Source organism: Chryseobacterium sp. CG10_8, assembly GCF_058117085.1.
The window spans coordinates 18,229-39,699 of the sequence record NZ_JBYVEB010000009.1; the positions used below are offsets into that span (position 1 = coordinate 18,229).

A 21,471-nucleotide genomic window follows, 5' to 3' on the forward strand; every position below is an offset into this window, starting at 1 on the left:
TGTGGGTGCAAAGATATAAATATTTCTTTTCCCTCCAAATTTATTTTAAAAAAAAATCTACTTTTTTTCCTTTCTTTTTGATTTTCAATGCAATTATTTATTCACCTTTTGGATGACTGTATTAACGATTCCCTTCGCTGCAACAGATTTTTGAAGCTCAATCGCCTCTTCCAAAGTTTTTACATTGCCATAAGTGTAGTAAAATAATCCACCATCTTTGACTCTTTCCACATCTTTTAGCGTCTTCAAAATATAAGAATCAGAATCAAGTTTTTTGTTACTTGCTGAAACTTCTAGCGTATAATAACCAGAATTAAGACTTTGTTTAGGAACAAACTGAACCGCAAATGCATTCTTAAATCCCGCGTCTCTTGCTGTTTTCAGGTTGATATCTCTCACTGAGCCCAAATTGGTCACTGCGTAGTAGTACTTGTACATATTTCCTTCTTTAATAGCCAAGATGTACTTGAGACCTCTAAAAGCAGGGTCGTTTTGACTATATCTGACCCCTGTACTCATCAACTGAATACGATAGTCGTTACTTGAAGGAACTTCTTTTGGTTTTTCTACTTTAACTGGGACAGGCTCTTTATTAATTCCATGAGATTTCTGAGCATACTTCATAATTGCATCATAGATGAGAGACGCCACTTCTTTCTGCCCCTTTTCAGAAGTCAATAACGCTGCATCTTCATAATTATTGACAAATCCCGTCTCGATGAGCACGGAAGGCATCGCATTCATACGCAACACGTGTAAATTGGCTTGCTTTACTCCTCTTGAGTATCTTCCGCTTTTTTCAAAATTTTCCTCAACCATATTTCCCAAAAACAAACTTCTCTCTAGATACTTGCTTTGCTGAAGTTTCAATGCTATGAGCGATTCTGGAGAACTTGGGTCGTAACTTGCAAAGGTTGCTTTATCTTTTTCGTCCAAATAGATTACATCATTCTCCCTTTTTGCTACTTCAAGATTATCTCGATTTTGGTCTGGTCCCTGAACAAAAGTTTCAGTTCCCCTTGCTGTAGCCGTTTTACTAGGTGAAGAATTAACATGTACAGAAACAAACAAATCCGCTTTACTCTTATTAGCAAGCGTTGTACGATACCCTAATGTGGGAAACTCGTCCGTAGTCCTCGTATAGATAACTTTGAAACTTTTATTCTTCTCTATCATTTTACCCAATTCGAGAACGATTGCTAAAGTAATGTTCTTTTCTTGTGCTAGTCCAAAGTCATAATTACGGTTTGCTCCAATGTCGCTTCCACCATGCCCTGGGTCCAACACAATAGTAAACTTCTTTTGTGCGTTAATAACAATAGTTGATAGCATCAAAAGCAGAAATGCATATTTTTTGAAACAAAATCTATTAATCATCTTCATTTTTTAAAAATTATTTTAATTTTGAAACCTCTAATTTTAATTAAAATACGTATCAAAATCGGCTCCAAAAATAAATTACATATTTTAATTTTCCTAATTTTTAACATATTTTGTGTGTCTACCTACGCTCAAAATAATATTGAAAACAAGGAAGTTAAAACTTTCGAGAGGAAAACAGATACGGTTGTTGTCAAAAAAGAACAACTGGAGGATATATTACGTGCCAATGCCGAGGAAAGTGTTCGGACAGACGTCGTCAAGAACATGACCTACCTTAAGAAGAACGCCGTTGTCCAATATATGGGCATGGAAATCAAGGCGGATTACATCGTTATTGACCGTGATAAAACACTTATTTCTGCATTTGGAGAAACTGATTCTTTAGGCAAAGTCATTAAGTATGCATCTGCTGTACAAGGTGGAAAGACCTATGAGTACAAAAATTTCGCTTACAATTACAAAACAGGACAAGCCATTGCTTATGGCGCTCGAACAGAAGAAAGCGAAGGGGTTATCAATGCTCAAAAAACGAAAAAGTACAACGATTCTGTATTTGTAATGCGGCGAGCCCTTTACACTACTGACGAATATTATATCAAACAAAAGGACTCTTTAGCCGATTATCATATTGCCGCTTCTATCATCAAAATGAAAAAAGGCAAAGATAAATCTCAGTTGGTAACAGGTCCTGCTGTAATGTATATTGAACAAATTCCTACCCCATTAATAATGCCTTTTGCGTTGCTTCCTTTTAGTGACAAAAGGTCTGCCGGAATCTTGATGCCAAGTTTTGGAGAACGGCAAGATGTTGGTTTTTATCTAAACAATCTGGGATACTATCAACCTATTGGTGAACATTTCGATATTAAAATTTTACTCGATTATTATACCAAAGGAAGCTGGACCTTTCGCCCCGAAGTCAATTATCTCAAAAAATACCGGTACACAGGGAACTTTTCTGCGGAAATGGGAAATACAGTTACCGGAATCAAAGGTTTGGACAATTACTCAAAAACCAAAACTTACAGAATTGCCTGGAGACACTCCCAAGACACCAAAGCCAATCCACTTTTGAACTTTTCGGCTTCTGTGAATGTGGTCAGTAGCAAATTCTATCAGAATACCGTTAACAACGCTTACATTTTTGACCAAAGTGTTCTTAACACCCAACAAAACTCATCGGTGAGCGTCACCAAAAGATTTTTGACACTTCCTATTACTATAACAGGTTCTACCTCATACTCGCAGAATTTTTCTACGGGCGTTTCTAATTTAAGATTACCTCAGGTTAATGTTACCATTAATCAATTTTACCTTTTCAAATCTAAAACCGGGGTCAGAGAGGGCCTTTTGGAAAACATTACCGTAAATACTGGATTCAACTTTAATAATTATGTTGAGACGACCGAAGGAGAATTGTTCCAAAAAGAAATGTGGGCCAATATGCAAACTGGATTGACCAACAATATCGATTTATCAACTAGTACGACAATAGCGAAGTATTTCATATTTTCGGTCAGTGCAGGTTTTGATAATGCGCTAACCACAAAAACTTTGGAAAGACGATATGACCCAATAGACAACGCTGTAGATAATACATACAATAGAAATTTTGCTGGTTTTTCAACTTTTTCTTCGTCTGCAGGAATTTCAACAACGCTCTACGGTACCAAAATATTTAAGAAAGGCTCAAAAATAGGAGGGATCAGACACATGGTAACCCCTGCGGTTAGCTTTACTTACGCTCCTGATTTTGGCGATCCAAAATTTGGATACTACAAAAATTACTATGACACCAACGGTGTGTTGACGCCCTATTCTATTTTTGATGGAACTCCAGTTGGGAATCCAGGCTCGGGAGAAATCGGAGCCATCGGCTTCTCCATCGGAAATAATTTGGAAATGAAACTAAAATCAAAAACCGATTCCACAGGTTACAAAAAAATCAAAATTTTTGAAACTTTAAGCATAGGTGGAGGATATAATTTTGCTGCTACAACTCATCCTTGGTCGAATCTAACATTCAGTGGACAGACCTCATTATTCGAAGGTAAATTAAGACTTAATACTAACTTAGCTCTTAATCCTTATCAAGTCGTTTTTGAAGACGATGATGCGACGACAGGCATATTGTCAGAAAATTTTGGATCATTTAGAGTTGAAACCTTCGGGCTTCAGCTTTCTTATCCTTTGAGCGAAGCGATTTTTGGAGAAAAGAAAGATTACAGCAAAAGTTTTAAAAAGAAAGGTGAAATCAGAAATGAAAATTATTTCTTTGATGATGATAATTATGCGCATTTCCAACAACCTTGGTCTTTGAATATTAGCGCGACTTACGCTTATTCCAAAAACCTTGCAAGATACGGAACCAAAAGTGGCTCATTAGGATTGGATGGAAAGATTCAGCTTACCCCTTTCTGGAATATCAATGGAAGTACCCATTACGACTTTATTTCAAAAGAACTAGCTTATACAAGAATTGGATTCTCAAGAGATCAGCGAAGTTTTACCATTAACTTCAATTGGGTTCCTTTTGGACAGACCAAAGTATATGATTTCTTCATTGGAATCAAAGCGAACATCTTAAGTGATGCACTCAAATATAAGGATCGTAATTTCCCAGAAAGCGGTTCTCCTTTTTAAAAAGAAAAATTTTATATACATTTATTGACAAAATAACTTATGAAAAAAGAAATCTCTACTCAAAATGCGCCTGCTGCGATAGGACCTTATGCACAAGCAATTCTTGCGAACGGTACTTTGTACATCTCAGGACAAATTCCTGTTGATCCTCAGTCCGGTGAAGTTGTTGACGGAATCGAAGCTCAAACTCACCAAGTGATGAAGAATCTTTCAGCGATTTTGGAAGAAGCTGGATTAAGTTTTGATCATGTCGTGAAAGCGAGTATTTTCTTGAAAAGCATGGATGATTTTGCGGTTGTTAACGGGATATATGCTTCGTATCTTCAGGAAGGTAAATATCCTGCTAGAGAAACAGTGCAGGTTTCTTGTCTTCCTAAAAATGTTGACATCGAAATTTCAATGATTGCAGTTTCCTAATGATGGATTTTCTTCGGAATACTTTAGGAGTCTTAGTCGGATTGACCATTGCATGGCTCATTATCACTTTGGGGATTAGAACCAATTCTCAATGGATTACTTTTGAGTCTTTTTCTCCGTTTGATCATTGGTCAGCGTTTTTGCAATCAGTCCAAAACGACAATGGATTCTTTGGATTTTTACTTCTGATTTCGGGAGTTGCAGCTGCCGTTGGGGGTGTAGCCACCGCAATCATTGTGAAATATGCTAAAGTTGCCTACGCAATTTTGATAGGATTTATCATGCTATTCATCGCTATGTTGGATATTATCATTTTTCCTTATCACCCAACCTTTTATAAAATCCTTATCTTCCTAACCTTTTTCCCATTCTCATGGATCGGAGGAAAAATAGTAGAGGTCATCTATGAAAGAAACAAAAAGCGAAGCAAAGCAAAAACAAAATAAAAAAAGCCGCAACTCCCAATCGAGTTGCGGCTTTCATTTGAATTTGAAAATATTAATTATTTCGGCATTGCAAATCCTCTTGTGTACATTTGCCCATAGCTGTCAACAAATTTTATTTGGACATTGCCTTCATGCTTTTCTAAGATTTTTTCTATATCCTTCTGGCTATTTACTGGCTTACCGTTAACTTCAATAATAATATAACGGTCAACGATTCCGATTTTCGCCATCTCACCATTAGCAACCACATTCTTTGCAACCACTCCACTGTTTAGACCATAGTCAGTTTTAAATTGATTACTCAATGGATCAAACTCTGCTCCTATTTTCTCAGTAACTGAAAGATCAGCTTTGGTTCTAGCCTTTGTATTCCCCTTTTGGTCTTTTAAGGTTACCGTAGTTGTGGCTGGTTTACCATTGCGGGTATAGTTAACTACAACTTGATCTCCAGGACGCTTGCTACCAATAGCTAAAGATAAGTCTGGAAAATCTGTAATATTGTAACTATCAATTTTGGTAATAACATCTCCAATTTTCATTCCTGCGTCTTCTGCTCCACCATTCTCTGAAATACCAGTTACATATACACCACTTCCTCCTTTGATATTAGTCTTCTTTTCTTGATTATATTGCGCAACTTGTTGGTCGTTGGAAAGATCAAGTGTACTCACTCCTAAGAAACCCCTTTGTACTAAACCAAACTTCTTAATATCCTCAACAATCTTTCTTGCCAAATTTGATGGCACTGCAAAACCATAACCCGTATAATATCCATTAGGCGATGCAATTGCAGAGTTAATACCAATTAAATCTCCATTAAGATTCACCAATGCTCCTCCAGAGTTTCCTCTATTAATTGCTGCATCTGTCTGAATAAAACTTTCAATAGGATTAGTTGCTTGACCTTGCCCTCCAAGGATTCCAATACCTCTACCTTTTGCAGAAACAATTCCCGCTGTAACGGTAGAATTAAGACCTAAAGGATTTCCGACTGCTAAAACCCATTGCCCTACTTCGATATTATCAGAATTTGCAAAATTAAGATACGGCAAATTGTTGTCTTCAATTTTTAAAAGACTAATATCTGTATTAGGATCCGTTCCTACCAAAGTCGCGATATATGATTTTTTATTATTAAGAACCACTTCCAACTTGTTAGCCCCTTCAACCACATGATTATTGGTAATGATATAACCATCAGGTGAAATAATCACCCCCGATCCCATCCCTGTTGGCATGTTATCAGGCTTTTTCTGTTGTCTTTGCGGCTGCTGATTTCCACCTCCAAAAGGGTCTCCGAAAAACCACTCAAATAAGTCTTGTTGTGAACTACTCCCCCTTGCATTAGCATTATTCTGATAATTTTTAATGGTGACAACCGCTGGAACCGTAGTTTTGGATGCTTTTACAAAGTCATCTCCTATAGCTGCAGCGTTCATACCCGCAAATGAGGTATCACTTTTTGCAGTTGAAAAGAAGGAGTAATCCTGATTATTAGCTCCGTTGTCAAAATATTTGATTGCGCCAAAAGTTGTAGCTCCAGAAATGACTCCCACCACAGCAAAAGGCAATAATTTTTTTAAAGTACTCTTCATTGTTTCTCTCTTTTTATTAGGTTTTTAATCTCTACACAAATTTAATGCTAAATAGGTGCAGATATACATCATATAGTTACACTTTTAACTAAAATTTAACAAGAATTAAGCGTTTTTATAGATTTTTCCTTGCTAATCAAGGTTTTTCGTTAACATTAGACAAATGACAACTTGTCAAAAATATTTGAAATTTTGTCACAAAACGATAAAAACAACAAAAAGTATATCTTTGCAAAAATTTCATCATAATATAGAATGACAAAAAACGGAAGAATAGAATTGATGTCACCTGCAGGTGACTTCACCTCTTTGCAGGCAGCATTAGATAACGGAGCGGATTCAGTGTACTTTGGTGTAGAGCAACTCAACATGCGAGCTCGAGCTTCCATGAATTTTACCATTGATGACCTTCCAGAAATCTCAAAAAGATGCAAGGAAAAAGGAGTAAGAACCTATCTTACCCTTAACACCATTATTTATGATCATGACTTATCGATCATAAAAACCCTACTTGACAAGGCCAAAGAAGCAGACTTGACCGCTGTGATTGCGATGGATCAGGCGGTAATTGCCTATGCAAGACAAATTGGAATGGAAGTACATATTTCCACCCAAATTAATATCACCAACATAGAAACAGTAAAGTTTTACGCTCTTTTTGCCGATACCATGGTGATGAGCCGCGAACTTTCGATTACACAGATTAAAAAAATATGTGATCAAATAGAAAAAGAACAAATCAAAGGTCCATCTGGAAACTTGGTTGAAATCGAAATCTTTGGTCATGGAGCACTATGTATGGCTGTTTCTGGAAAGTGTTATTTGAGTCTCCACTCTCACAATTCTTCAGCTAACAGAGGAGCATGCAAACAAAATTGCAGAAAAAAATATACCGTAATTGACCAAGAGTCTGGCTTCGAAATCGAATTAGATAACGAGTACATGATGTCTCCAAAAGATCTTTGTACGATTGGATTTTTAGATCAAATTGTTGATGCTGGTGTCAAAGTTCTTAAAGTTGAAGGAAGAGGTAGAGCGCCAGAATATGTTGCTTCCGTCACCAAATGCTATCGCGAAGCTATAGACTCTATAGCAGATGGTACTTTCTCTCAAGAAAAAGTAGAAAATTGGATGAAGGAATTAGAAAAAGTGTACAATCGTGGTTTCTGGAGTGGATATTATCTTGGTCAGGAATTGGGAGAATGGTCAGCTAATCCAGGTTCTAATGCTACTCAGAAAAAAGTATATATTGGTAAAGGTAGACACTTCTATCCAAAATCCAATATTGCAGAATTCTTAATTGAAGCGTACGACCTTAATGTTGGAGACCAGGTTCTCATCCAGGGGCCAACAACCGGAACCCAAGAAATGGAAATCACAGAAATGATGGTTGATGGTAAAGGCACTGAAACAAAAGCGACAAAAGCAGATGTTATCACTTTCAAAACAGATTTCCGAGTGCGCCCTTCTGACAAATTATATAAAATTGTAAAAGCGTAAAAAATGACCCAAGGAGAAAGAGTCAGTATTTTTACACCTGACTCTTTTTACTTGACTCTTAAAAATATGGTTATCATCACCCTTCAAAGAGACAAATGTATTGGTTGTAACTATTGCGCCGAATTTGCTCCAGAATATTTCCGAATGTCTAAAAAAGACGGAAAGTCAGTTTTGCTCAAATCTAACGAAAAAAAAGGTTTTTTTACAGTAAAAACGCCTATTCCGGATGCTTTTGAACCATGTGATAAAGCGGCAAAAGCTTGTCCCGTTAAGATTATTTCCGTCAAAGAGATATAAATAATGACAAAATTAGAACTTCGTAAATTATATCTCGAAAAAAGAAAGAATCTGAGCAAAGAACAAGTTCGAGATTTCTCTAAGAAAATATTCGAAAATTTTATTTTACAATTTAAAGTAATTGAAACTCAAAAAGTTCACATATTTTTAACCATTGAAAAATTCAACGAAGTTGACACAAAATATTTTCTAGATTACTTTTTTGAGAATAAAAATACTGTTTTTGTTCCCAAAATGATTAATGATGAACTTATTTCAATTGAATTAAATGCCGAAACTGAATTTGATGTAAACTCTTGGGGAATAAAAGAACCTAAAAGTAATGAGGATGCTACCATAAAATCATACGATATCGTCATTACTCCATTATTATATTGTGACCAATATGGCAACAGAATTGGCTACGGAAAAGGCTTCTATGATAGATTTTTTTCAAAAATATCATCAAAAACGATTAAAGTAGGTTTAGCATTTTTCCCACCCAATGAGCTTATAACTGACGTTACGGAATACGATATTCCTTTGGATTACTTAGTAACTCCCGATGAAATACTGTCTTTCAAAGGGTTATTATAAAAATTGATAAAGTAAAACTTAAATTCTTTTTTGAATTTTATTTCCTTAGGAACCAATACATACTGAGCAAGATGCTCTTTATCAGCTAACTTACGATTAGACTTGTCATAATATTCTACACTAAACTTAGCAAAATTAAGCGTATCCGTACCAACATAAGTTTCGAAAACTTCGAAGGCACTTAATCTAGACTGTTTTACTTTCAAGGAATCTAACTCAGTAAAGAGTTTCTTTAATGTCGTAGAATCAGGTTTAAAGAAATATCCTAAAATCTGATCATACATCACCGAATCTATTTCAGTATCCTTATTCCCTAACGAATACAATGTGGCAAGATCCAATACCTCCTGTACCTTTTGTTTGGTTATCTTCTGAATAACTTCTGCACTATCAAGCTTATAGGTGCTTCTATTACTGTTATACTTAACTTGTTCTATTGATGGAGGCCCTTGCTCTTTCTTACAAGCGACAACACTCATGATAGCAAAAATCGCAATCAAAAGTACTTTAAATATGTTATTCGGTCTCATCATTAATTTTAAATTTAATTAGAATGATTTTTCCCTTTTCTCGTTTGATATCAATTACATCAAGATTCTTAAGAGATGTTGTAGGGGTAGTTACAAGATTAATATACTTCTGTCTGTCAAGTGTTTCGACACCATAAATATCATTGTCAAAAACTTGATAAATAATTGCGTCTACCGCAATACGACTTTCCAACTCACGCCTCTTCTGCTTAATTAAGAGTGCAGATTCTTCCGGATTCCCAGAAATTTCCATGGTAGAAAAGAAATTAACTGCCATCTTATAATCGTCCGGCCTCAATTGAATGGTTTCTTCTCGCGGAGCACTAGCAAGGTTTCTGTTAATTTCTATACTTTCATAAAGCGGTGAAGAAATCTCCATTCTTAATACCTGATCCTTTGTTGGATAAGAAAAATCTTCTCCCGGCTTTAAGCTGTAATAGATAGGAGATTCATCCTTTTTAATCACTTTTACTTGGATAGGATCTTGAATCTTAGCATTTCGATCAGCATCTACAAAGTGGTATGTATAAGTAGAATCAAATACTTGACTATTAAACCCTAAAAAACCAATAACAACAAGCAAAATAGCAGAAACAATCAACCATGCATAATCCTTTAGAGACTTTCTTCTAACAGCAGGTTGAGAATTAGACACCACTGATACAGGCGGAGAAACCTTCGTTTCAATGACAGGACTTGACTCCTGAATACCTTTATCAACATCTATAACTGTACTTTCCTGAACTGAACTAGAAGGGGCGTTAACAAATTCACCTTTCTCAATCAGCGCATCATCAACATCTTCTATATCAGTATCCAAATTCTCAGCCAAAGATTCTTCATACTCATTTAGAATCTCGTCAACAAACAAATGGTTCTTCTTAAAATCGTACCAAGAAACATAGCCAGCGTAGATGGAAAGGATATTCAGAATGTCAATTCTAGGAATTTTAGCAACTGGTGTCGCCTTAAAATAAGTATAAAAAGACTTCTCACTAATATTACCTTTGGTTGCTTTTCTGAGGTCTTCTTGAAAATACACGATATCAATCCCCTTCCAATTCGAAATATTTTCGTCGGAAGGAGTATGATTTTCTAAATATCTGGACTGAATTTCAGATTTTAATTGCTCGAAATGTAATAAATCTAAATTATTCAAAATTTTCGTTAATAGTTTATCTTTCTGATTTACAGATATAATAAATTGTAAAATTATTTTACAAATATATTACAACTAATTTTCATAAACAAATTTTTTTCTCGCTCTACATTTGTACCGTTCAATTGAGAGAACAATCACTTGAACGTGAAAAAAGAAATTAATTAAAAACAAATTTAAACATTATTTATTATGAAAAAATCATTGTTCGTTGCAGCTATCGCTGCTTTAGCTCTTGTTTCTTGTAAAAAAACTGACGCTGCTGTTACTGAAGGAGCTGATACTGCTGCTGCTGCTGCTGTAGATACTGCTGCTGCTGCTGTTGACACTGCTGCTGCTACTGTTGATACTGCTGCTGCTGCTACTGTTGACGCTGCTGCTGCTACAACTGCTGACGCTGCTGCTGCTACTGCTGATGCTGCTGCTACTGCTGATGCTGCTGCTGCAACTGCTAAAGATGCTAAAGAAGCTGTAAAAGAAGCTACTAAATAATTTTAGTAAACTCAAAAAACAAGACCGTTTCGCCCAGCGAAACGGTTTTTTTTATACTTTATTTTGACGTAATAATTCGAAACAGGTTATCGCTACAGCATTACTAAGGTTAAGAGAATCTATTGTTCCTACCATTGGTATTAGAATGTTCTCTGATTTATCAAGCCAAAAATCACTTAAACCAGAATGTTCCGTTCCAAAAACAATAGCAGTATCTCCCTTGAGATCTGCAACCTGAATTTCCTTCGCCTTTTCATCCATGAATGTCGAATAAATCTTGAAATCGTTCTTCTTCAAAAAGTCGTAGGTTTCCCGATTAGAACTCAAAAAAACATTCATCCCAAATAAACAACCAACACTTGACCTCAGAACGTTTGGATTATAGATATCAGCTTTAGCATCGGTGACAATGAGAGCCTCAATACCGAAAGCTTCGCAACTTCGCAAAATTGCACCCAAATTACCAGGCTTCTCAACACTTTCTAAAACAATTATACCAGCTCCTTTTCTAGGGTTAAAACTATTTAAATCAAATTCTTTGGCTTCAAAGACACCAAGAATACCTTCTGAACTTCCACGATAAGCTAATTTCTCATATATCTTTTCCGAAACTAAATGGACTTTGCCTTCGGGTAAGACATCGTTATAAATACTTTCACAAACAAAAAACTCTTGCGCCAGAAACCCAAATTGCATCGCCCGTGAGTTCTCTTGCTTCCCTTCAACCACAAAAACGCCTGACTTCTTACGAAATCTGTTATCTGTAATCAATCGTGTAATATATTTAATTTTGTCGTTCTGTAAACTCTCTATCATTATTTTTGGAAGTTTAAATTAAATTTAGAAAACAAAAAAGTAACAAAAACATGCTACTTTTCAACTATATCCCATTAACCGTCAATGAGATTCTGAGAATTGTCCATTAAACTTTGTGGTAATTCTTTTTTATTTTTGATTCCTAGCTCTTTGAGTTTCTGTGTCTGCAAAACAAGGTTATCATTACCTGTTGATAGCTGTTTATATGCATCTTGATAAGAGTTTCTTGCGTTGTCTAAATTTTTACCAACTTTTTCCAAATTATCAATAAATCCAACAAATTTATCATACAATTTAGCTCCTCTTTCTGCGATCTCCATCGAGTTGCGGTTCTGATATTCACGCTTCCACAAGTCAGCAATAAGTTTGAGCGACGTGATCAAATTACTAGGATTAAGCAAAAGAATTCTTCGATCATACGCAAAATTCCAAAGATTCTGGTCAGCTTGCATTGCCGCAATATAGGCTGGCTCACTGGGAATAAACATCATGACAAAATCCAAGGATTTTCCGTAGTCATCGTATGCTTTCTTGGAAAGTTCAACAATATGGTTTTTTACAGAAGCCAAATGCTGATTTAACTTAATTTGATAGACATCAGCGTCTGCTTCATCCACCAATTCTGTGAAGGCGGTAAGAGAAACCTTTGAATCAATAATAACATTACGCTCATCAGGATATTTAACTACTGCATCAGGACGCATTTTCTTTCCAGAAAACTCAGAAAAAAGAGCTTTATTATCCTCATCTGTCAACTGGTGCTCCAAGAAATACTCTCTTCCTTTTACCAGTCCTGACTTTTCGAGAATGCTTTCCAAAATCATTTCGCCCCAATTACCTTGGGTTTTACTTTCTCCTTTTAAAGCTCTCGTAAGTTTTTTGGCGTCATTAGAAATCTGCTGATTAAGCTCAGCTAACTCTTTCACTTTTTCAGCAAGAGAAAAACGTTCTTTGTTTTCCTTCTCGTAAGCTTCGTTCACGCGGTCCTTCAATTCAGTAATTTTTTCCTGAAAAGGCTTCAATATATTATCTAAATTCTCTTTATTCTGTATAGTGAATTTCTCTGTTTTCTCCTCTAGAATCTTATTTGCTAAATTTTGAAATTCACTTTTGGCCAAAGCTTGCATTTTGGCAATTTCTTCTTTCTGATTTTCAAGCAATTGCTTAAGACTTTCATTTTGAGCTGAAAGCTCTGATCTCACCGAAATTAACTGTTGCTTTTCAACCTGTAGATCTTTTATTTCTAAAGTTTGCTGGGTATTAACATGCAATTGTTGTTCGATTTGCTTGTTCTGAAAATCATTTTCCGCAGAAATCTTAGAAAGCTCATTCTTTAACTGACTAAGAATCTCGGTTTGAGAAAAATTAGTTTGCTTTTCCTCAGCGATATGACGAGAAAGTTCGGAAATACGAGATTCTGCATTAGAAAAATCCGAAACTTGCTTAAGATAGCTGTTATTGAGTTCGTCATAGCTCTTCCTAGATACAGAAGAAGATTTCAGTATAAAATAGGCTAAAACACCACCTAAAACGAATGATAAAATAATGTATAGGATTTCCATTCTTCAAAAATAAGAAAAGATAAAAGGATAAACGAAGGTTGTGGAAAAGTGATTCGTTTTTGAATCTACAACTAACAAAAACTGGAGTTTAGGAGCAACCGCAATCTTTATCACAGCTCTTTCTCTTGCTATCAAACTTAGAAGGAGCAAAATTTTTCCTAATTATCCTGTAAATAGAATAACAAGCAAAAATCAATGCAATTGCGATGACAACATATTGTAAAACTAACATATCCATAATTTCTTACAATTTTAAACTACCTGTATTCGACTTGACTTCAAACAAAATTAAAATTTAGCATCAAAGAAATTTAATTTTATAAAAATGAACTCCGAATGTTATTTAAACATCTGAAAAACCAACATGGAAGCAAAATAAGCAATGGCTGACATTCCCGCCAATTGCAACAATGTCCATTTCCAACTTTTTGTTTCTCTATAAACCACTGCAATCGTAGAAACACACTGCATTGCAAAGGCATAAAATATCAAAATTGAAAGACCCGTCGCAAAACTGAACACTTTTTCACCATTAGGCTTGGTGTCCGCTCGCATTTTGTCAATTACTTTGACCTCCTCTGCGTCGCTTTCTAAGCTATATAATGTGGACATCGTTCCCACAAAGACTTCTCTTGCTGCAAAACTCGACAAAATCCCAATACCCATCTTCCAATCGTAACCCAAAGGTTCGATAGTAGGCTCTATTAATTTTCCAGCTTTGGCAAGATAAGAGTGGTCGAGATGGACATCCGTTGCTATCCATTGCTCTGGTTTCTGTTTTGGTCCGATATAACTTAAAAACCAAAGGATTACGCTCACTGCAAAAATGACTTTACCAGCTCCTGTGATAAACTCCCAAACTTTACCTAAAACCAATCGGAAATCATAACCAAAAAGTGGTACCTTGTATTTGGGCAAATCCATAACCAAGAAAGTCTTTCCAGTATTTTTGATGACTTTTTTCAACACTAATGAAGCCATTAGCGCCATAAAAAAACCTAGAAAATACATTACCATCAAAGCCAAAGCTTTGTAACTAATCCCTCCGAAATAATGGTCTGGGATAATTAATCCAATAATGATACTGTAAACAGGAAGACGCGCCGAACAGGTCATAAATGGTGTTACCAAGATGGTGATTAGACGCTCTTTAATATTCTCGATATTTCTAGTAGACATGATTGCAGGAATAGCGCAAGCGGTACCAGAAACCAAAGGAACAATACTTTTCCCATTGAGTCCAAAAGGTCTAAGTAATCGGTCCATCAGAAATATAACACGCGCCATATATCCAGAATCTTCCAGCAAATAAAGAAAATATAGAAGTATCCCAATTTGTGGGGCAAACACCATAATTCCTCCAATTCCTGGGACAATCCCGTCAGAAACCAACGAGTTAATCGGTCCTTGAGGAAGATATTCTTTAGAAAAAGAAGATAATTTTAAAAAGATGGTCTCAATCCACTCCATTGGATAGGCGGCAAGGAAAAACACCAACTGAAAAGTAATCAATAGAATTAAAGCAAAAACTAAGTATCCTAAAATGGGATGCACCAAAATCTGGTCTAGCTTTTCCGTAAGATGTTCTTTTGCAGAGGTCTTCTTTGACACAATTTTAGGCATTGTCGCCTCAATATTTTGATATCTTCTTAGCGTTTCTTGTGTCTGAAGACGTTTTGGAACGAGACATTTTGTTTCCTCTCCTTCTAATTTGTCTTTAATGCTTTCAAGATTTCCCAAATAGACTTCTGAAGAAAGCAAAGTCCAAACTTTATATTGATTAGCCTCTCGCAATTGCTGAGAAAGTTTTGAAACTAATTCTCGATGTTCTCGCGGAATCTCAAAGAATGAATTTTGATTTCGGCCAAATTTTCGGTCATGGACAGCATCTCGTACCACATCAATCCCAATTCTCTTCTTTGCATTGGTTTCAAAAACTGGAACTTGAAGCGTCTCGCTCAACTTCTTAGTATCAACGAAGATCCCTCTTCTTTCTGCCTCATCAATCTGATTAAGAACCACCAAAACAGGAATCCTCAAATCTGAAATCTGTTGAAACAATAGAAGCCCTCGCTTAATGTTAAGGGCATCTAAAAGATAAATAATACCAACGTAATTGGATTGCTCTTCAATCAGAAACTTGATGAAGACGGACTCGTCCTCGGAACTTGGATATATACTATAAGCACCTGGCAAATCAACCACTTCGATTTCTTCATCTTTGTAAATATAGTCTCCAAAATGGCTTGCTACGGTAACACCTGCATAATTTCCGGTTTTCTGTTTCTTATTGCATAAAGCATTAAAAATCGTGGATTTCCCAACATTGGGATTTCCTACCAGAAGGACTTGTTTTTTTTGTGAATTTTGCATGTGGTCTACTTACTCAATCAAGCGAATCTACAATAATGTATTGCGCTTCCTCCTCTCTTAGTGCAACTCTGGAATTTTCCGAACCAAATTCTATATACAAAGGTCCATGAAAAGGTGCTCGATGAAGAATCAAAAACTCTGTATCAGGAAGCAATCCCATTTCGATTATTTTGCATGGCATCTTTAACGACTCATTATCGTAATCCAAAATCTTCCCCTTTTTCTTGGTGGGAAAACAACATAATTTATTGAGGTTATCCGAAGTCAAATCTTAAAATTGTGATGCAAATATAAGTTATTTAAAATAAATCTAAATAATGATATTCATCAATAAAAAAAGAAGCCTTTTAAGGGGCTTCCCAATTATAAATTAGTTAATATGAATGTCAATTGATTGGCTTAACAGCCGCAGACTCAACCTCAATCGGGTTGTCAATGCTCTTATAAAAATCTAGATATGCCTTTTCTTGCTTCTTCACCATCTCTCCCACTGTCATATCCATTCCTGGGATTGATTGAGACATCACTTCTGCTGTTAAATGTGGCCTTGCTGACGCAAAAGGATCTTTCTTAAAAGCGTTAAATGTTTTATCAAATTTATCTCTGGTCACAACCACAGGTTTTCCTCCTGTTGCTCTCATCATGTTTTCTATATAAGAGTATTCGGTGTAATCATTAACCGTTTTATTCCCTTTAAGCTCCCAAGAATAATTTTTCTTATCATCTTCAATTTTCACAATTAATCCCGGCAAACCATGAAACTTATATGGTCCGTCTTGGAAAGGTAAATCACTAGAAAACCAAGCCGTCCACTTTCTTCCTCCAAAATCTGCAGTGGCCTTCTGCGCATTATACTCACCTATCTTTTGCTTCTCGCTAGAAACTTTCCAGTTAATTTTCTGGTCATCCTCATAAGCGATATTACTTGGTGTGAATCCATTGGCTACCTTTTCTACATACGTTACCTTCATATCAGGATAAGCCTTGTAAATTCTGTATGAAATCTTAGGTTGTTTCATGACTTTAGATAAGTCTTTCATGACCCCTGCCTTTTGCATTGCTTCGATTTCTACCTTCATCAAAGAATCTTGTGAAATCACGGTATAATCCTGATAGATAGATTTATCCTTTGTAATATCTAAAATCATCATCACTTTCTCCATCTTAGCCGAATCTTTCTTTGGTTTGTAAGTCATCTCATAAAAGAAACGATTGGCGGTTTCCTGAGCTGAAACAGAAAAAACAATCAATAAAAGTAATAAAGAAGTTATTTTTTTCATTCTAATATTTTAATGCATTAGTATAATAATGTTATCTATTGTTACAATTTTCGAAAAAAAATTAACAAAACTTTATGTTTAGTCAATTCTCGAAAACAGTTGGATATAATTACTTTTACATTCAACAATAAAAAAGATCAAAAAATGAACACACTACCCAATTTGAAGGCAGAGCTGGAACAAGAATACCAAACAACTAAGAAATTTTTGGAGGCTTTTCCTGAAGGGAAAAACGATTATGCTCCACATGAAAAAAGCTTCAAAATGATGCCACTTGCAACGCATATTGTGGAAGTCTTTGCTTGGCCTGAGACTATTTTCACCACTTCTGAACTTGATTTTGGCGTCACCGAATATAAGCCTGAGGTTCTCAACACCAAAGAAGACCTTCTACAAAAATTAGAAGCTGACTATACCGCTGGAAAAACAGCTTTGGAAAATGCAACAGAAGAAGATTTGGAACCAAGTTGGGCAATTAAAATGCATGGGCAAACACTAAGTCAATGGAGCAAATATGGCGCAATTCGTCATGCTTTGGATCAAATTACGCATCATAGAGCACAACTTGGAGTCTATTACAGGCTAAATGACATTGCGCTTCCCGGAAGTTATGGTCCTTCTGCTGATGACCAAAATGGTTTCTAAATAATCACATTGATTACTCTCATAAAAAATCCCGACCAAATGATCGGGATTTTTTTATTTGTAAAGGGAAGGTTCAATTCTGTTGTTATTGCGTTTGGCGGCTTCTTGTACCATTTTTTCATTACTGCGCGCAACTTCATTCATGTCCGATATCTCCTTTCCATCAGCAGTTTTCATCTTAAATACCACTTTGTTTGTTGGCGTATTTTGCATCATCATTTGACGGATATTCTTACTCGGATCCTTAATATAATCTTTGTAAACTTTATTGAATTGTTTCTCTGTACAATCAATCTCCTTTCCTCCCATCCCAACCATACGAACGTTTCCTGGAAGTTGCAATTGAGTCTCCTGTTTTTCAGCAATTTGCTTGTTAGCGACCAAAGTCATCTTGTGAGAGCCTGTGACGTCTTCAATTTTGACAATTAAACCCGGGAGTCCATAAAATTTGTATGGCCCATCCTGAAAAGGTAAATCCGTCGAAAACCAAGCAATCCAGCTTCTACCGCCAAAATCGGTTGTCGCCTTCTGTGCTTTGTATTCTCCTATTTGTTGAGTTTCCGAAAGGATTTTCCATTTGGGTTTTTCTTCTTCAGCAATTTTATAATTATCCATTGAAACACGTTCAATCAGATAGGTTTTAAAATCTGGATATTCCTTAATCACTTTATACCCGATAGAACCTTTTTTTGAGGAGTGAGAAAAACTAAAATTATTACCTCCTGCTGTTAATTGTTTTTGGATCTCCGCATTCATTGTAGAATCTTGCACAAAACGGTCATAGCTGTAATATTCGGATTTTTTTTCTGAAATATCCAACAATTTCCTTAACAATATTGGTTTTGTCAGTAGAATCTGGAATTGCTTCATATTCATAGATAAAACTATGCACCTGCGCATTGCATAATCCAAAACTTAGAGTAAACATTAGAAGTAATCTCTTCATATCTAAATAATATTTGAAAGCTAAAATACTATTATTTTAAAAATTCAGAAAAAAACAGAAAACCTTATTTAAAATTGAACTTCACCGTGAACATCACTTGACTCGGACGGATCTTCATGCGAGTGTAACTGTCTGAAGTATTACCTACTGTATATTCTTCATATACTTTTCGGTTTGCAATATTCATCCACTTAATTTCGAAATCGATTTTCTTTTTATCCCATGTATATTGGTAAGAAACATCGTAAAAAGGATTGTTGTATGATTGGTTCGCAGTTTCATTATTGGTTGCCGTATTCAATTGGTCCCAATAAAATCCAATAGTGTGCTTATCAGCAGGATAAAAATAAGCACTCAAGTTATGGTTATATCCTTTTGACGAGTTATCATTAATACTTTTTACTTTACTCAAAGAAAAAGACATATTATAGTCTAAACTCATCCACGAAAAGTAAGTATTATTAAATTTGAAGCCATAGCTCTGAGAATTAGACTTATTCTCCACCGGATTATCATTATAAGCAACTTCAGATTTTGAGTCAGTATTAGTATAACTCGCAGAAATATTTGTTTTAAATGATGGAAAATACTTTCCAACTTCCGCACGATAAGTATTAGAATCGTTAAAGTTATCAATATTCAAAAACTGCGTGTCGTAGAACCCTGTATTAACATTATAGATACGATTGCTTAATAAGTTTTTATCTGTTCTGCTGTAGTTATATCCAACATTAAAAAAGAGGTTGTTTAACGGATTTCTATATTCCAATCTTGAACCAGCGCCTTTAGTTACATATTCTGGGATAGGATTACTAGCGTTCATACTATTAATTGAAGAAGGGCTTAGCAAAATCCTTCCAGCATAAGCGGAGGCAATTTCTCCATAACTATAATTATAGTTACCATTCCCGCTTAGTTTCCAAAAAGAAGCAAAAGAATATTGCGCAAATAAGCTCGGTTCAAAAGTTACTTTATTAATTGACTTGTCAACTGACCTAGATGGATCTTTCGCTTTCACATTATTAAAATTAAGAGGGAAATTAGAGTACAAACTCCAAGCATCACTCTTATAATTAATCCTTACAGAGGCATAAGGAATTGAAGTAGTGTATGTCAAATCATTTGTAAAATCAGAGCCAAAACTTGTCTGATCTTTGTACAAATCAGACTGCAACTGATCGTTAGTATAGTTATAACCAATCTCAGGTGTGAATGTCCACATCTTTTGTGAAAAACTCACATTTGCAGAGTTATTGATGGTAATGTTAGTTAATGATAAATCTTGTCTAATCATGGATGCACTACCAACATTGAAATTATTAATATTCATATAGCTTGCAGGCAAGATATCTAAGTTCTGGTTGTCATCTTGATAATTAACATAAGATTGCAAATTAATTAGCTTCTTCTTCCAAGGCAGAATAGTGCTTAAAGAGTTCTGGAAAGAAGAAGTTGGCTTTTGCAAAGCCTCTTGCCCATAACGATTTTCTGAATATCGATTTGCTAAAGCTCTGTCAGCATTCCAAAACTGAGTAAAAGTAGTTACGTTTTTAAAAAATTTTTCCTTAGCATTTTTAGTGAAAATTAATTCCCCTTTGGCCTTATTGGTATAGAATCGATTTGAAATATCATAGGTGATAAGATTAGAATTTCCGTTTTCATCATATTGAGTTGTACTAGAATAGGACTCTCTTTCAACAGTGTTATTGGTATAGTTAGCATTAGCCTTCAGTTCCCATTCTTTTTTATCATCAATATTGGTCATATAATTGGCTGACGCATAATGAACGTTATTAAAAAGGTATCTTCGGACAGGAACATCTGGAGTAGAAGCCCTTTCTACACTAAGCCAAACATCTTGAGACGCATTTCCTCTTCTTCCTTCCCATCGGTTTCCAAAACCCATAATGTTACCCTCGTTTTCAACTGCTTCTCCAACATTATTGGTTTTATAATTAACTACCCACTGGCTTTTTTGTCCAAAAAACATGGGGGTTAGCTTGAGATTCCAAAGCCAAGGTTCTCCAAAGCCTGTCCCAACTTCTCCACGACCTGTCATCGTGATCTTATTTTTTAGTTTAACGTTAATAGCCGCACTTTCTGACGGAACTTTATCTTGCAGAATCTTCACTGGTTGGTGGTTCTCCAAAACTTCTACGGCTTTTACGGCATCTTTTGGTAAGGCATTATTGATTGTTCCATAACCTCCTTCCATCAGGTCTTTTCCGTTAACATAGAATTTGTTAATGGCTTCACCTTGATACAGGATGGTTCCATCTGAGTTGACTTCGATTCCTGGCATTTTTTTCAAAACGTCTGCAAGGGTACGGTCACTTTTGCTGTCAAATTGCTTAATGTCATAAGAAATAGTATCTCCTCTTTTGGTGATAAGCTTGGTTTTTAATTTAACCTCTTGAATTTGCGTCGCTTCTGATTGAAGTGAAAAATTCTTAGATTGTGTTTTATTAGATATTTTCTGTACTACTACTTTATGGTTGAAAGCCTTCACCTTAAGGTCAACTTCTGGCTCAGAACTCGTAAATGTCACTTTGTACTCTCCTTTGGAATTAGAAATTGCATAGGCAATAATGGCGTCTTTCCCTGGTTCTTCTACAGTAACACTTGCGCTGGCAACAGCGGTTCCTTCATCATTTTTGAGTACACCAGAAATGGTGCTCTGAGAAAATGCGAATGAAACAAAGAAAATTAAAAGTAAAGATAGTACATTTTTCATGAATTCTGTTTTTTTGTCAATAAGCTATAAGTAAAAAAACCTTTGTAAATGTTACAAAGGTTTTTCAAATTTATTGT

The 21,471-nt window shown here is 35.6% G+C and carries 20 protein-coding genes; 8 read left to right on the forward strand and 12 right to left on the reverse strand.

Going from position 1 to position 21,471, the window contains the following annotated elements; genetic code table 11:
- Positions 1 to 93: 93 nt before the first annotated feature.
- Positions 94 to 1,383: an N-acetylmuramoyl-L-alanine amidase family protein gene (locus tag AC4AGG_RS03100; protein WP_489770519.1), complete on the reverse strand. Its 1,290-nt coding sequence runs from the start codon at positions 1,381 to 1,383 to the stop codon at positions 94 to 96.
- A gap of 21 nt (positions 1,384 to 1,404) precedes the next feature.
- On the opposite strand from AC4AGG_RS03100, the gene AC4AGG_RS03105 reads away from it, so the two are divergent.
- From AC4AGG_RS03105 to AC4AGG_RS03115, 3 genes are read left to right on the forward strand one after another with little or no spacing between them, the layout of a single operon-like run.
- Positions 1,405 to 4,026 carry a putative LPS assembly protein LptD gene (locus tag AC4AGG_RS03105; RefSeq protein ID WP_489770520.1) on the forward strand — a complete coding sequence of 874 codons (2,622 nt, stop codon included), beginning with the start codon at positions 1,405 to 1,407 and terminating at the stop codon, positions 4,024 to 4,026.
- A 39-nt stretch (positions 4,027 to 4,065) separates the two neighbouring features.
- Entirely contained in the window at positions 4,066 to 4,443 is a 378-nt protein-coding gene (locus tag AC4AGG_RS03110; protein WP_489770521.1) for a RidA family protein, read from the forward strand.
- Positions 4,444 to 4,445: 2 nt separating this feature from the next.
- Positions 4,446 to 4,889, forward strand: coding sequence for a hypothetical protein (locus tag AC4AGG_RS03115; protein ID WP_489770557.1), 444 nt, complete (start codon positions 4,446 to 4,448; stop codon positions 4,887 to 4,889).
- A gap of 56 nt (positions 4,890 to 4,945) precedes the next feature.
- On the opposite strand, the gene AC4AGG_RS03120 is transcribed toward AC4AGG_RS03115, so the two are convergent.
- Positions 4,946 to 6,484, reverse strand: a complete 1,539-nt coding sequence (locus AC4AGG_RS03120; protein ID WP_489770522.1) for a trypsin-like peptidase domain-containing protein — start codon at positions 6,482 to 6,484, stop codon at positions 4,946 to 4,948.
- A gap of 255 nt (positions 6,485 to 6,739) precedes the next feature.
- On the opposite strand from AC4AGG_RS03120, the gene AC4AGG_RS03125 reads away from it, so the two are divergent.
- The 3 genes from AC4AGG_RS03125 (at position 6,740) to AC4AGG_RS03135 (ending at position 8,857) form a co-directional block, all read left to right on the forward strand.
- Positions 6,740 to 7,984, forward strand: a complete 1,245-nt coding sequence (locus tag AC4AGG_RS03125) for a peptidase U32 family protein (RefSeq protein ID WP_489770523.1) — start codon at positions 6,740 to 6,742, stop codon at positions 7,982 to 7,984.
- 66 nt (positions 7,985 to 8,050) lie between these two features.
- Positions 8,051 to 8,281 carry a ferredoxin gene (locus AC4AGG_RS03130; RefSeq protein ID WP_489770558.1) on the forward strand — a complete coding sequence of 77 codons (231 nt, stop codon included), beginning with the start codon at positions 8,051 to 8,053 and terminating at the stop codon, positions 8,279 to 8,281.
- A gap of 3 nt (positions 8,282 to 8,284) precedes the next feature.
- A complete protein-coding gene (locus AC4AGG_RS03135) occupies positions 8,285 to 8,857 on the forward strand; it encodes a 5-formyltetrahydrofolate cyclo-ligase (protein ID WP_489770524.1) in 573 nt (190 codons plus the stop codon).
- On the opposite strand, the gene AC4AGG_RS03140 is transcribed toward AC4AGG_RS03135, so the two are convergent.
- Entirely contained in the window at positions 8,809 to 9,390 is a 582-nt protein-coding gene (locus AC4AGG_RS03140; RefSeq protein WP_489770525.1) for a hypothetical protein, read from the reverse strand. The two genes, AC4AGG_RS03135 and AC4AGG_RS03140, sit on opposite strands and share 49 nt — an antisense overlap.
- Complete coding sequence (locus tag AC4AGG_RS03145; protein ID WP_489770526.1) at positions 9,374 to 10,546, reverse strand: hypothetical protein; 1,173 nt, start codon at positions 10,544 to 10,546, stop codon at positions 9,374 to 9,376. The genes AC4AGG_RS03140 and AC4AGG_RS03145 overlap by 17 nt, the downstream gene beginning before the upstream one ends.
- A 192-nt stretch (positions 10,547 to 10,738) precedes the next feature.
- Here AC4AGG_RS03145 and AC4AGG_RS03150 point away from each other — a divergent pair, with 192 nt between their 5' ends.
- Positions 10,739 to 11,038 (forward strand): hypothetical protein, encoded by a 300-nt coding sequence (locus AC4AGG_RS03150; protein WP_489770527.1) that lies wholly within the window; start codon positions 10,739 to 10,741, stop codon positions 11,036 to 11,038.
- Between the two features lie 51 nt (positions 11,039 to 11,089).
- Here the strand turns inward: AC4AGG_RS03150 and AC4AGG_RS03155 are convergent, their stop codons facing one another.
- The 5 genes from AC4AGG_RS03155 to AC4AGG_RS03175 all read right to left on the reverse strand — a co-directional run bounded on the left by AC4AGG_RS03155 (position 11,090) and on the right by AC4AGG_RS03175 (position 17,069).
- On the reverse strand, positions 11,090 to 11,854 hold the full coding sequence (locus AC4AGG_RS03155; RefSeq protein ID WP_489770528.1) for a TrmH family RNA methyltransferase: 765 nt from the start codon (positions 11,852 to 11,854) through the stop codon (positions 11,090 to 11,092).
- 74 nt (positions 11,855 to 11,928) lie between these two features.
- On the reverse strand, positions 11,929 to 13,416 hold the full coding sequence (locus tag AC4AGG_RS03160) for a DNA recombination protein RmuC (RefSeq protein ID WP_489770529.1): 1,488 nt from the start codon (positions 13,414 to 13,416) through the stop codon (positions 11,929 to 11,931).
- 339 nt (positions 13,417 to 13,755) lie between these two features.
- Positions 13,756 to 15,789, reverse strand: a complete 2,034-nt coding sequence (feoB, locus tag AC4AGG_RS03165; protein WP_489770530.1) for a ferrous iron transport protein B — start codon at positions 15,787 to 15,789, stop codon at positions 13,756 to 13,758.
- A gap of 13 nt (positions 15,790 to 15,802) precedes the next feature.
- The gene (locus tag AC4AGG_RS03170) at positions 15,803 to 16,057 is read right to left on the reverse strand and encodes a FeoA family protein (RefSeq protein WP_489770531.1); all 255 of its coding nucleotides are present in this window, start codon (positions 16,055 to 16,057) and stop codon (positions 15,803 to 15,805) included.
- Positions 16,058 to 16,175: 118 nt separating this feature from the next.
- Positions 16,176 to 17,069, reverse strand: coding sequence for a GLPGLI family protein (locus AC4AGG_RS03175; RefSeq protein WP_489770532.1), 894 nt, complete (start codon positions 17,067 to 17,069; stop codon positions 16,176 to 16,178).
- Positions 17,070 to 17,213: 144 nt separating this feature from the next.
- On the opposite strand from AC4AGG_RS03175, the gene AC4AGG_RS03180 reads away from it, so the two are divergent.
- Positions 17,214 to 17,714 carry a DinB family protein gene (locus AC4AGG_RS03180; RefSeq protein ID WP_489770533.1) on the forward strand — a complete coding sequence of 167 codons (501 nt, stop codon included), beginning with the start codon at positions 17,214 to 17,216 and terminating at the stop codon, positions 17,712 to 17,714.
- Positions 17,715 to 17,768: 54 nt separating this feature from the next.
- On the opposite strand, the gene AC4AGG_RS03185 is transcribed toward AC4AGG_RS03180, so the two are convergent.
- The 3 genes from AC4AGG_RS03185 to AC4AGG_RS03195 form a co-directional block, all read right to left on the reverse strand.
- Positions 17,769 to 18,533 (reverse strand): GLPGLI family protein, encoded by a 765-nt coding sequence (locus tag AC4AGG_RS03185; RefSeq protein ID WP_489770534.1) that lies wholly within the window; start codon positions 18,531 to 18,533, stop codon positions 17,769 to 17,771.
- Complete coding sequence (locus tag AC4AGG_RS03190) at positions 18,493 to 18,660, reverse strand: hypothetical protein (RefSeq protein ID WP_489770535.1); 168 nt, start codon at positions 18,658 to 18,660, stop codon at positions 18,493 to 18,495. Before AC4AGG_RS03190 ends, AC4AGG_RS03185 begins: the two co-directional genes overlap by 41 nt.
- A gap of 64 nt (positions 18,661 to 18,724) precedes the next feature.
- The gene (locus AC4AGG_RS03195) at positions 18,725 to 21,394 is read right to left on the reverse strand and encodes a TonB-dependent receptor (protein WP_489770536.1); all 2,670 of its coding nucleotides are present in this window, start codon (positions 21,392 to 21,394) and stop codon (positions 18,725 to 18,727) included.
- Positions 21,395 to 21,471 lie beyond the last annotated feature (77 nt).

Excerpts from the sequence above, each read along its gene's own strand:
- AC4AGG_RS03150 (WP_489770527.1), top strand. The coding sequence starts at position 10,739 with ATGAAAAAATCATTGTTCGTTGCAGCTATCGCTGCTTTAGCTCTTGTT.
- AC4AGG_RS03125 (WP_489770523.1), top strand. The coding sequence starts at position 6,740 with ATGACAAAAAACGGAAGAATAGAATTGATGTCACCTGCAGGTGACTTC.
- feoB (WP_489770530.1), bottom strand. The coding sequence starts at position 15,789 with ATGCAAAATTCACAAAAAAAACAAGTCCTTCTGGTAGGAAATCCCAAT.
- AC4AGG_RS03115 (WP_489770557.1), top strand. The coding sequence starts at position 4,446 with ATGGATTTTCTTCGGAATACTTTAGGAGTCTTAGTCGGATTGACCATT.
- AC4AGG_RS03155 (WP_489770528.1), bottom strand. The coding sequence starts at position 11,854 with ATGATAGAGAGTTTACAGAACGACAAAATTAAATATATTACACGATTG.
- AC4AGG_RS03120 (WP_489770522.1), bottom strand. The coding sequence starts at position 6,484 with ATGAAGAGTACTTTAAAAAAATTATTGCCTTTTGCTGTGGTGGGAGTC.
- AC4AGG_RS03175 (WP_489770532.1), bottom strand. The coding sequence starts at position 17,069 with ATGAAAAAAATAACTTCTTTATTACTTTTATTGATTGTTTTTTCTGTT.
- AC4AGG_RS03160 (WP_489770529.1), bottom strand. The coding sequence starts at position 13,416 with ATGGAAATCCTATACATTATTTTATCATTCGTTTTAGGTGGTGTTTTA.
- AC4AGG_RS03100 (WP_489770519.1), bottom strand. The coding sequence starts at position 1,383 with ATGAAGATGATTAATAGATTTTGTTTCAAAAAATATGCATTTCTGCTT.
- AC4AGG_RS03140 (WP_489770525.1), bottom strand. The coding sequence starts at position 9,390 with ATGATGAGACCGAATAACATATTTAAAGTACTTTTGATTGCGATTTTT.
- AC4AGG_RS03130 (WP_489770558.1), top strand. The coding sequence starts at position 8,051 with ATGGTTATCATCACCCTTCAAAGAGACAAATGTATTGGTTGTAACTAT.
- AC4AGG_RS03195 (WP_489770536.1), bottom strand. The coding sequence starts at position 21,394 with ATGAAAAATGTACTATCTTTACTTTTAATTTTCTTTGTTTCATTCGCA.
- AC4AGG_RS03190 (WP_489770535.1), bottom strand. The coding sequence starts at position 18,660 with ATGAAGAGATTACTTCTAATGTTTACTCTAAGTTTTGGATTATGCAAT.
- AC4AGG_RS03180 (WP_489770533.1), top strand. The coding sequence starts at position 17,214 with ATGAACACACTACCCAATTTGAAGGCAGAGCTGGAACAAGAATACCAA.
- AC4AGG_RS03110 (WP_489770521.1), top strand. The coding sequence starts at position 4,066 with ATGAAAAAAGAAATCTCTACTCAAAATGCGCCTGCTGCGATAGGACCT.
- AC4AGG_RS03135 (WP_489770524.1), top strand. The coding sequence starts at position 8,285 with ATGACAAAATTAGAACTTCGTAAATTATATCTCGAAAAAAGAAAGAAT.